The 10,100-nt window shown below is 52.3% G+C and carries 7 protein-coding genes; 4 read left to right on the top strand and 3 right to left on the bottom strand.

What is annotated here, in order from left to right; translation table 11 throughout:
• The 3 genes from COY37_RS09755 to COY37_RS09745 form a co-directional block, all read right to left on the bottom strand.
• The coding region (locus COY37_RS09755) for an Ig-like domain-containing protein (RefSeq protein WP_286977412.1) at positions 1-2,959 on the bottom strand (2,959 nt) is incomplete at its 3' end.
• 27 nt (positions 2,960-2,986) lie between these two features.
• Positions 2,987-5,749, bottom strand: coding sequence for an Ig-like domain-containing protein (locus tag COY37_RS09750; RefSeq protein ID WP_286677746.1), 2,763 nt, complete (start codon positions 5,747-5,749; stop codon positions 2,987-2,989).
• A gap of 27 nt (positions 5,750-5,776) precedes the next feature.
• Complete coding sequence (locus COY37_RS09745) at positions 5,777-5,899, bottom strand: hypothetical protein (RefSeq protein ID WP_286677747.1); 123 nt, start codon at positions 5,897-5,899, stop codon at positions 5,777-5,779.
• Positions 5,900-6,245: 346 nt separating this feature from the next.
• On the opposite strand from COY37_RS09745, the gene uvrC reads away from it, so the two are divergent.
• The 4 genes from uvrC to COY37_RS09725 all read left to right on the top strand — a co-directional run.
• On the top strand, positions 6,246-8,081 hold the full coding sequence (uvrC, locus tag COY37_RS09740) for an excinuclease ABC subunit UvrC (RefSeq protein ID WP_286677748.1): 1,836 nt from the start codon (positions 6,246-6,248) through the stop codon (positions 8,079-8,081).
• Positions 8,082-8,124: 43 nt separating this feature from the next.
• Entirely contained in the window at positions 8,125-8,637 is a 513-nt protein-coding gene (locus COY37_RS09735; protein ID WP_286677749.1) for a methylated-DNA--[protein]-cysteine S-methyltransferase, read from the top strand.
• A 200-nt stretch (positions 8,638-8,837) separates the two neighbouring features.
• The gene (gene rapZ, locus COY37_RS09730) at positions 8,838-9,758 is read left to right on the top strand and encodes an RNase adapter RapZ (RefSeq protein ID WP_353682417.1); all 921 of its coding nucleotides are present in this window, start codon (positions 8,838-8,840) and stop codon (positions 9,756-9,758) included.
• An 11-nt stretch (positions 9,759-9,769) separates the two neighbouring features.
• A partial coding sequence (locus COY37_RS09725; protein WP_286977407.1) for a gluconeogenesis factor YvcK family protein occupies positions 9,770-10,100 on the top strand: 331 nt, incomplete at its 3' end.

The raw sequence follows: 10,100 nt of genomic DNA, 5'->3' as shown, positions 1-10,100 counted from the left end.
CGGAAACATCGCTTAACGTATCGGATGCACTTGCCGTGAACGACGGGTCCCCCGCGAGTGTGGCGCCGTTGATCGGCGCTACGATCGAGCAGCCGGGTGCGGTGGCGTCCACCTTTAACTCGGAAGTGTGTGTTGCCTCCTCGGCGTTTCCTACCGCATCTATCGAGTAGTAGTATAGTGTGCCGGATGAGGTCTCGGGTACGCTGAGCATCGCCGAGTATGTCGCCCAGGGACCGCTGCTCGACGTCCAGGAATAAAAGGTGACCCCCGGCTCGTCCCTCGTCAGGATAATTGTTGGAATGCTCTTAAACCAGCCGTTTTCGCCGTCCGGGGCAATCTGGCTGATGGCAGCGAGGCTGGTCGGCGGGATGGTATCTTTTGTTTTAGTAACCGCGTTGCAGAATGCGCTGGTGTTTCCGGCCTCATCGATTGCTTGAGCGCTTATCTTTATCTGCCCGTCTTTTAATTTAGTAAGGTTGAGTTCGGCGTTAAATGTGCCGGTCGACACAGCAGAGGTCGTGACCTCGGTGGTGTCATCGGTTGCTTTTACTAACACGATGGTCGACGTATCGGACGTTCCGCTTACCGCAACCTTGCTCACACCCGTCGCGCTTAAGGTAGAAACGGCCGTAATTATTGGGATGGTGGGCGGCACCGCGTCGACTTTAAATGTGCTGGTGCGCGTTACCTCGGTATTTCCCGCATAATCGGATGAGTAGTAGGTGATTGCATGGATGCCCTCAGGCACGGTTAAGCTTATATCGGCCTCATGGTCACCGCTGACGGACGTCTCCTCCAAATCATCCCACTTATAGTGGACGATTGCAGGTGTACTTTGCTTCTCATCGACTATAAAAGAGATTGTGGGGGCCGCAGCTTTATACCAGCCTCCGGTTCCATCCGGTGATGAGGGATTCACTTTGAGTGTCGTGGCGGGGGCGGTAACATCCCACCTGAATATCTGTGTCAACGGGCTAGCTTCTGACCCCTCGGTATTTCCCGCCTCATCAATCGTCCAATAGTAGAGATTATGGGACCCTTCGACGAGGGCGCCCTTATCTTCAGGCAGCTTTACCGGACCGGCAGTGGTTGTCTCTGGTCTGCTATCCCACCGGTAATGGAAAGTGGCCGGCTCGGTCGCGCTCAAGGTAATAGCCGGCGCGGTTACGTACCAGCCATCAGTCCCATTGGGAGATCCCGGATCGGCTGTGATCTTGGTTCTCGGTGCGATGCTATCTACCTTGATTTCCTTGCTATGCGTAGGCGTCTCAAGGTTATCAGATGTATCGATCGAATAGTAATAGAGGGTATGGATACCTTCCGGAGCCGTAATCGTAAGAGGGGCGGTTGCAGTTGCCCCTCCGCCGTCATCCCAGTAATAGTGTATGATTGCAGGCTCATTTACTGATAGTGTTACCGAAGGCCTGCTCGACTTGTACCAGTCATTTGTTCCCATGGTTCCGCTAATACTTAGTAAAGTGGTAGGCGGCACTGTATCTGTAGGAATCTCGGTCTTAAAGCTAAAGCTGTAGGCTGCGGCGGATTCAAGATTGTTGTCCGAGATATCCGTAACGGCATCCGCCGGCATGTCGACCCTGTAGTTGCTGTTATAGTTTAGTCTATCCGCCACTTTAATCGTGATGACGTTGTCCTTGATCGTCTTGGTTATGGTTGGGTTTGCACCCGACAGGTTGGTTACCCGAATGTCATCAAAGTGGATGCTTTTCTTTATTGGCTCGCTGAAAAATATCTTGATGTCCTGGCCGACCGGAGTATCCGTATCACCATTTTCCGGTGAGCTGCCGCCGATTGTCGGTTGCTTGTTATCCTTGTAGGCGTACCCCAGGTCGCCGTTTGTGACGTCGTAGTAGCTTATGTGGATGTTGTTTGACGCGTCTCTCGCGATGGATGTGTACTCGCCGACGTTGCTGGAGTCGCCGTCGACTTTCTCTATGTGCCACCCCATGGCATCTTTGTAAGCATATTTTAGATTACCGTTTGCCGTATCGTAGTAGCCGATATGAGGCATTTCCGACATATCGCAGGTTATCGAAGAATACTCGCCGACGTTAGCGGTGCTCGTATCCACGGTTTCACGCTGCCAAAAGCCGATCGGGTTCCGGTAGGCGTACCTCAGATCGCCGTTGGCTGCATCGTAGTAGCTCACGTGCGCTTTACCGGCCCCATCCAGAGTAATCGAGGTATGCTTGCCGACATCACCGGTATTATCGACGGGTTCTATGTGCCATCCCTTGCTATCCTTGTAAGCATATTTTAGATTCTGGTTGGTTGCATCGTAGTAACTGATATGGATGATGGGGGTGTCGGTCGAGGAATCTACCGCGATCGCCGAGTACTGGCCGACGCTGTCGGTGCCATCCACGGTTTCTATGTGCCACCCGTCGCTATCCTTATATGCGTATTTTAAATCCTCGTTGGTTGCGTCGTAATAGCTGATATGGGGGTATTTTAATGCGTCAACAGCTATCGACGTATACATGCCGACCGAATCGGTGCTATCCACGGATTCCGGATACCAGTTACCGGCAATGTCCCTGACGGCATATTTCAGACCGGTGGCACCGGCATCGTAGTAACTAACATGGGGGGTATCCGACGTGTCGATGGCAAGGGATGCGTATTGCCCTACATCACCGGCGTTATCAATGGTCGCAGTAGCCTCAGTACTTTTAGGATGCCAGCCATCCGAGCCCTTATATTTGTATTTAAGCGCGGTCTCGGAGGAGTCGTAGTATGCGATGCTTGGCTCGCCGGATGAGTCGAGCGCGATTGAACTGTATTGGCCCACATCTCCCGTGGCGCTCTCCAGTATCTGTGTTTGCCAGGTGCCCGCGAGAGCGATCTGAGAAAACAAAGCGATTAGCGCCAATCCGGCTATAATCATCTTAAGACCTAGGGCGACCGATCTTCGCCCCGGTGATTTCGCATTTTTAGACATTGCATCCCCCTCAAGAAAATTTAGCCTTTATTTCTTATAATCCAACATCGAGACAATCATTTTGCATGCTTCGGCCCTGGTGGCGATGGTGCCCGGTTTGAAGGAGCCGCCACGGTATCCGCTGATAAGGTTTGCTTTTACGCAGGCTTCGATATAGTTCTTCGCCCAGGAATACCGGGTATCCCAGAACTTGGTACTGCTGGCTTCAACAACAGGCAGATCCAGGGTAAGCACCATGATCTTTGAAATCTCCGCCCTGGTGATATAATCGTTCGGCCTGAAGGTGCCGTCATTGTAGCCGCCGATAGTTCCGTGCTTTATCGCCGTCGCCACGTACTGGTACTGCCAGCTTCCGCGCGCCACATCGTTGAAAGCCTGTTTTGTCGGGCTATCCAGTTGCCAGCCCATCGCAAGGCACAGCACCTTAGTAAACTCGGCTCTCGTGATGGCCACGTTTGGCCTGAATGCCCCGTCGGGATATCCGGTGATCGCTTTCTTGTTTGCCAGGGTCTCGACATATGTCCTGAACCAGGCGTCCGCCGGCACGTCGTTGTAGATGACCATGCCCGCAACAACACCTAACGAGGACCTCACTACGTTTGAACCGGCGCTCTCTAATGCATCAGAGCCTACCGCGACCACGTAATAGGCATAGACCACGCCTGTTATAGCGGTCGCGTCAACATAAGTGGTACCGGTGAGGTAACCGGTATTGAGGCGCCCGTAGCCACTTGTACCTTGTTGCCGGTAGATGACATATGATACGGCCCCATCGGCTGCGTCCCACGTGAGGGTAATCGCTGAAGCCGAGCCGCTGGCTTTAAGATTGGCCGGCGCTTTCGCCGTGCCCGATACCTGCGTTGTGAAACTGAACGAGTAGGCGGTCGCAAGGGAGTTGCCCTCGCTATCTTTAACTGCGCTTGCCGGAATCGAGACCGTGTAGCTCGTGCCAAACCCTAAGTTGGTGGAAGGCTTAATACTAAGTGTAGCTCCGCTAACACTGATGGCCGTGCCTATGGAAGTGGCGCCGTTCTTTAGCGAGATGCTCGAGTAAGCGCTGCCGGACTGAATGGCCTCGTTAAACGTAATAGTAATAGTCTTATTCACCGGAACACCCGACGCACTACCGGCCGGATCGGTGCTTTGGATAATCGGCGGAGCGTTCCCGTTTGTAGTAAAATCAAACGTATAGGCGTTTACGAGCGGATTGTTCGTCATATCCTTAATGGCGCCCGTCGGGCCTGCCGGAATGTTTACCTTATATTTTGTCCCATATCCCAGGTTGCTTGTCGGGTTAATAACCAGGATATTTTTATATGTACCATCAACGATTCCGTTCACTATAGTGACCGATGCGGGTATTGCCGTGCCGGTTGCATCCTTAAGCGTTATCCCGCTAAAGTTGGAACCCGCCTGGATGTCCTCGCTGAAGTAAACATTTATGGTCTTATCTATTGGGATACCGGCAGCGCCGTTGGACGGGTCGGTGCCGGTTATCATGGGCGGCACATCCGGCTGCGCCGTAAACCCAAAGGTGTATTTGGCGGCCAGCGAATTATTGCCTGAGGCGTCTTTAACCGAACCCGCCTCAATTGTGACCGTATAACTTGTGTTGTAGTTAAAGTCGTTGACAGGGTCGATGGTAAGGGTCTTATCACTGGCGTTGTTTACCGTGGTCAAGATGTTGTTCTTGTTATCCTTAAGCGTAATCCCGGTTAATATTGTGCCGGGTTGCAGGTTTTCGTTAAAGGTTACGGTGATCGTCCTATTTAGCCCAATAGCGGTGGCGTTGTTGGCCGGATCGGTAGAGGCAACGAGAGGGGCGTCTTTATATGCGTACTTGAGATCGCTGCTGGCGGCATCATAATAGCTGATGTGCGCGCATCCGTTAGTATCGACAGCAATGGATGAGTACTGGCCTTTATCGACGGTATCGGCACTCTCCATAAGCCAGATGTTATTGGTATCCCTGTAAGCGTACTTAAGCACTTTGTTATTTGCATCGTAGTAGCTGATATGCGGATTATTATTGCTGTCGACCGCAATGGATGTGTAAAGCCCGGTGTTACTGCTGCTACTATCCGGGACATCCGTTATCTGCCAGCTTGCGCCCGATTTATACGCATATTTAAGGTGACCTTTGGTGATGTCATAGTAACTGATGTGGGGGTTGTTGTTTTTGTCGATGGCGATGGAGGTATATAAACCCTGGTCGCCAGTGTTATCTACTGTGTCCCAGTGCCAACCGCTGCCATCCTTATATGCATACTTGAGGTTGCGATTCGTCGCATCGTAGTAGCTGATACGCGGGTTTCCTGCGGAATCAAGTGCCAAAGACGAGTACATCCCCACATTATCCGTGCTGTCCGTCGGCTCTACCGACCCGCTATGCCAACCGCCGCCATCCTTATATGCATATCTGAGGTTGTGATTTGTGGCGTCATAATAGCTGATATGCGGTTTCCCGGAGGCGTCGATTGCCAGCGACGAGTATTGGCCCACGTCGTTATCGGCGTCTACGATTTCCGCATGCCACCCCGTAGCGTCTTTATATGCATATCTGAGGTTGTCATCAGTATCGTCATAATAGCTGATGCAGGGCTTATCGGAAGGACCCAACGCCAGTGAGGAGTGTTTGCCGATGTCGTTACCGGAGCCCGGCTCGACGGATTTACTTACCCAGCTGGTACCATTCTTGTATGCATATCTAAGTTTATGGTTCGTCGCATCATAATAGCTGATTTGTGGCTGTCCCGAGGAATCAAGGGCGATTGACGTGTACTGGCCCACGTCGCCTGTTGTACTCTCTACAATTTGTCACTGCCAGTTTGCCGCAAGCGCCGCCTGTACAAAAACTACCGAAACCAGCAGACCCACCAGTACTATCCCAAGCGCGAAGGTGGTGTGTTTGCCCGGTTTTTTTATCTGAAATACCCTCATACGTCCTCCTTTAAAGCCCCGGCTCTTCCAACCAATAAAAAAACTCTGCTGGGGGCAGAGTTGGTTTGAGCTATGTGTGCATCCCGTGCTGTTGTCCGCAAAAAAGGCGGTCTCATTTGTTGTTAATAATGTGTAATAGTTATGACTTTATACTATCATCAGCATGCTCAATTGGCAATGACTTACAATTCAATTATTACCGCTGTAACGGTTTACCCGGATACCTTTTGCTTGCACGCTCTGGAGTGGAGCGAGAACATAATAGTTCCCGGTCTCAAGATTGACATACGCTTTGAGGAGTTATACCTTTAAAACAAGACAAAACCGCATTTATGAACACTCATTTATGAACACTAAGTCACGACTAATCGAACAACTAAAAAGCGTGCCCGCCGACCCCGGTGTCTATATTTACCGGGATGCCGAGGGCAGGGTTATCTATGTCGGCAAGGCCAAATCCTTGCGCAACAGGATGCGCTCCTACTTCCAAAGCGGTAACCACGCGCCAAAGACCAGGGCGCTTGTCGAGCGAATCGCCGATTTTGAGTTTTACGTAACCGGCAGCGAACTCGAGGCGCTGGTGCTCGAGTGCAACCTCATCAAGAAGTACCGCCCGGCGTTTAACGTATCCTACCGGGACGATAAGAGCTACCCGTATATTGCCATCACCTGGCAGGACGCCTTTCCAAGGATATTGATAACCAGGGAAAATCACCGGCGCGGCACCGGGTATTACGGGCCGTACACCAGTGTGGCGGCGGTGCGCGAGACGTTTGATACGCTGCGCAAGATATTCCTGTTCAGGACGTGTAAGCGCGGCAAGCCGGGCAAATCGACCGGCTCACCGTGCCTCAACCAGCATATAAAACGTTGTCTGGGGCCGTGTATCGAGGCGGTCTCAAAAGAGGACTACCGTGCGATGATTGAAAAGATCGAGCTTTTCCTGGAGGGCCACCCCGAGCCGGTAATCGACCAGCTTGAGGCCGAGATGAGCCGGGCGGCGGCGGGTCTAAAGTTCGAGCAGGCGGCCCGCATCCGCGATCGCCTGGACGCCGCACGCGTCGTTCTGCAAAAGCAGAAGATCGTCTCCGAGACGGGGGAAGACTTCGATGTGGTGGGTTTAAGCTTTGACGGCTCGCTCGGATGCATCAACCTGTCGATCGTGCGTGACGGCAAGCTTATCGGCAGCAAGAACTTTATCCTGGATAGGGGAGAGTCGGATGAAGATGTCTTAAGCGCGTTTATCAAGCAAAACTACATCAATTCCACGTCGGTCCCGCCGCAGGTGCTTGTGCCGCTTAGGCTTGAGGATACACATATTATCGAGGAACTACTAAGCCGGCAGCGGGGAACCGACGTTTCATTTAAAATCCCTCAGAGGGGCGATAAGCGCGACCTGATCGACATGGCAGCGGCAAACGCCCAGCATGCACTTAATATGTCGGTCATCAAGCACTCATGGGAGAAAGAGAATTCGAGCCGGGTTCTTGGGTCTCTGGCCCAAGCGCTCGGTTTATCCGGGCCTCCGGAACGTATAGAATGCTTCGATATCTCGACCATCCAGGGCAGCAACTCTGTGGGCTCGATGGTCGTCTTCAAGCAGGGTCGCCCGGCGAAGGATGAGTACAGGAAGTTCAAGATACGGTACGATGCCGGCATCAACGACTACGCGATGATGCACGAGGTGATACACCGCAGGTTCACGCATGCGGATGCCAAGTTCGACCCATCGTTTTCCGACGAGCCGGATCTCGTTATCGTAGATGGAGGAAAACCTCAGCTCTCAGCCGCTCTTTTAGCGATGAGAGAGGTCGGATGCGAAGACGTCCCTGTTGTCGGGCTTGCAAAGCGCGAAGAGGAAATCTTTGTACAGGGTTGTTCCGACCCGGTACGACTTGATCGCGGCAGCGATGCTTTAAAGCTAATGCAGCGGATACGGGACGAGGCGCACCGCTTTGCGATCGCGTACCATAGGAACTTACGCGGTAAGGCAATGGTCGAATCGACCTTGGATAAGATCCCGGGGGTGGGCGAGGGACGGAAGAAGCTTTTACTTAAGCACTTCGGCTCCCCAGGCGAAATCGCGGATGCAAGCCTTGAGGCACTAAACAGCGTTCCCGGTTTGCCAAGCGTTATCGCCGAACGGGTCTATCGCCATTTCAACGGTTATCAGGATTATTAGGGTAACTGGTTATTTTCAGGGTAGATTGTAGTGGAGTACTAAAATGGCAGGCTTAGAATTAAAGGGATTTAACGTTTATGCGACCCAATGGGGTATGGGGGCGGCGGTCTTTAGCAAAAAAGGCCTTGCGGGCATCATTTTCCCCCAGGATAACGAACGCTTGCTAAAAGAAGAAATCGCCGGGCGATATGACCGGCTACAACACGATAAGACATTAGGATTAGAATTAACCTCAACTCTAGGTAGATACTTTAATGGAGAGAAGGTACAATTCGTCTACCAGCTGGATTACGGGCAAGCAACAGAGTTTGAGTGCAAGATATACGATACTCTAAAGTCTGTATCATACGGTGAGACTTTGACATACAAAGAATTAGCGCAATGCTGCGGACGGCCTAAGGCGGCACGGGCCGTGGGGAATGCGATGGCAAAGAATCCTGTCCCCATAGTGGTGCCGTGTCATAGGGTACTGAAGAGCGATGGCAGTATAGGCGGATGGAGCGGCAAGCGCGGGTGGAAAGAACGCCTTCTGGCGCTTGAAGGAATACTGCCGTAAAATAATTTAAGGGGACGTTGTTTCCTGTGCGTCCTAACACAACAAGTTTACACAGGAAACAACGTCCCCTTCGTGTAGAATAAGAAATTAGACAAGAGCTGAAAAAAAACAGAGGCGAGCGGACACGTAGCGGGGGCTGTGAGCGCGTGCTTACGTCGTGCAATAGTTATAAGTGAGGCGGTTGTTAATTGAATCAGAATATTGAATTTGCGGTTATCACGGGTTTATCGGGAGCGGGGAAATCAGAGGCTATCAAGTGTTTTGAAGACATGGGCTTCTTCTGTATCGATAACCTGCCGCCTTCGCTGATCCCAAAAATGGCCGAACTGTGCACTCTTCCGGGGAGCAAGGTGCGGCAGGTCGCTGTAGTGTGCGATGTGAGGGGTCGCGAGTTTTTCGACACGCTCTTTGAAGAGCTGCAAAAACTAAAGCTTCTCGGGATAAAGTACCAGATACTCTACCTCGAGGCCTCGGACGAGGCCCTGGTAAAGCGCTTTAAAGAGACAAGGCGCAGGCATCCGCTTTCCGAGGAAGGCGCGATAACGGATGGTATTCAGCAAGAGCGCCACATAATGGAGCAGCTTCGCGGCGAGGCCGACCTCGTAATCGACACAAGCAACCTCGCGCCATTTGAGCTAAAAGATCAGATCAGAACCGCCATCCTACAGAAAGATAAGCAAAAAAAGGGCATCATGATAACCGTGATGTCGTTCGGGTACAAGTATGGCATGCCCCTTGATGCGGACCTGGTAATGGATGTGCGATTCTTGCCGAATCCGCACTATATCGAGTCGCTGAAGCACTTCGATGGGACGAACGAGAACGTTTGCGAATTCGTCCTGAACAGATCGGAGAGCAAAACATTCTTGCGGAAATTTAAGGGACTCCTGGCATTTCTTCTGCCGCGCTACGTTTCCGAGGGAAAGACTCATTTTACAGTAGCCATAGGCTGTACGGGCGGTACGCATCGCTCGGTTGCAATTGCAAATGAAACGGCCGGGTTTCTGCAAGAAAAAGGCTATAACGTCGTGGCCCGGCATAGGGACATGGGGCGGATATGGGAAACAAAGGGCAATAAGGACAGTAAGACCGGTAAGATCGGTAAGGCGGGTAAGGATTAAAGGCGGCATATATGTCTGGTATAAAGTCGGTGGCAATAGGCGGGGGTACCGGGCTGCCGGTAGCGCTGAGGAGCATGAGGCGGTACGCGGATAAGGTGACCGCCATCGTGAGCGTGGCCGATGACGGGGGAAGCTCGGGGCGGCTGCGCAGGGATATCGGGATACTTCCGCCGGGAGATATACGAAACTGTCTGGTAGCTCTGGCCGAGGATAAGGGGATGGCCGACCTTTTTACCTACCGTTTTCGGCAGGGTGACGGTATCGCAGGGCACAACCTCGGCAATCTTATCATAGCCGCGCTTACCGACCTTTATGGGAGCTTTGACGAGGGGGTTCGCATGG

The sequence above is a fragment of the Candidatus Aquicultor secundus genome (assembly GCF_002791875.1).
In the GTDB taxonomy this organism is placed as follows: domain Bacteria; phylum Actinomycetota; class Aquicultoria; order Aquicultorales; family Aquicultoraceae; genus Aquicultor_A; species Aquicultor_A secundus.
The sequence above is the reverse complement of the archived record's forward strand: the minus strand, read 5'-3'. Positions and strand labels throughout refer to the sequence as shown.

What these genes read in the sequence shown, in the direction of transcription:
- COY37_RS09735 (WP_286677749.1), top strand. Translation starts at nt 8,125, where the DNA reads ATGGCAGGCTTAGAATTAAAGGGATTTAACGTTTATGCGACCCAATGG.
- COY37_RS09745 (WP_286677747.1), bottom strand. Translation starts at nt 5,899, where the DNA reads ATGAGGGTATTTCAGATAAAAAAACCGGGCAAACACACCACCTTCGCG.
- uvrC (WP_286677748.1), top strand. Translation starts at nt 6,246, where the DNA reads ATGAACACTAAGTCACGACTAATCGAACAACTAAAAAGCGTGCCCGCC.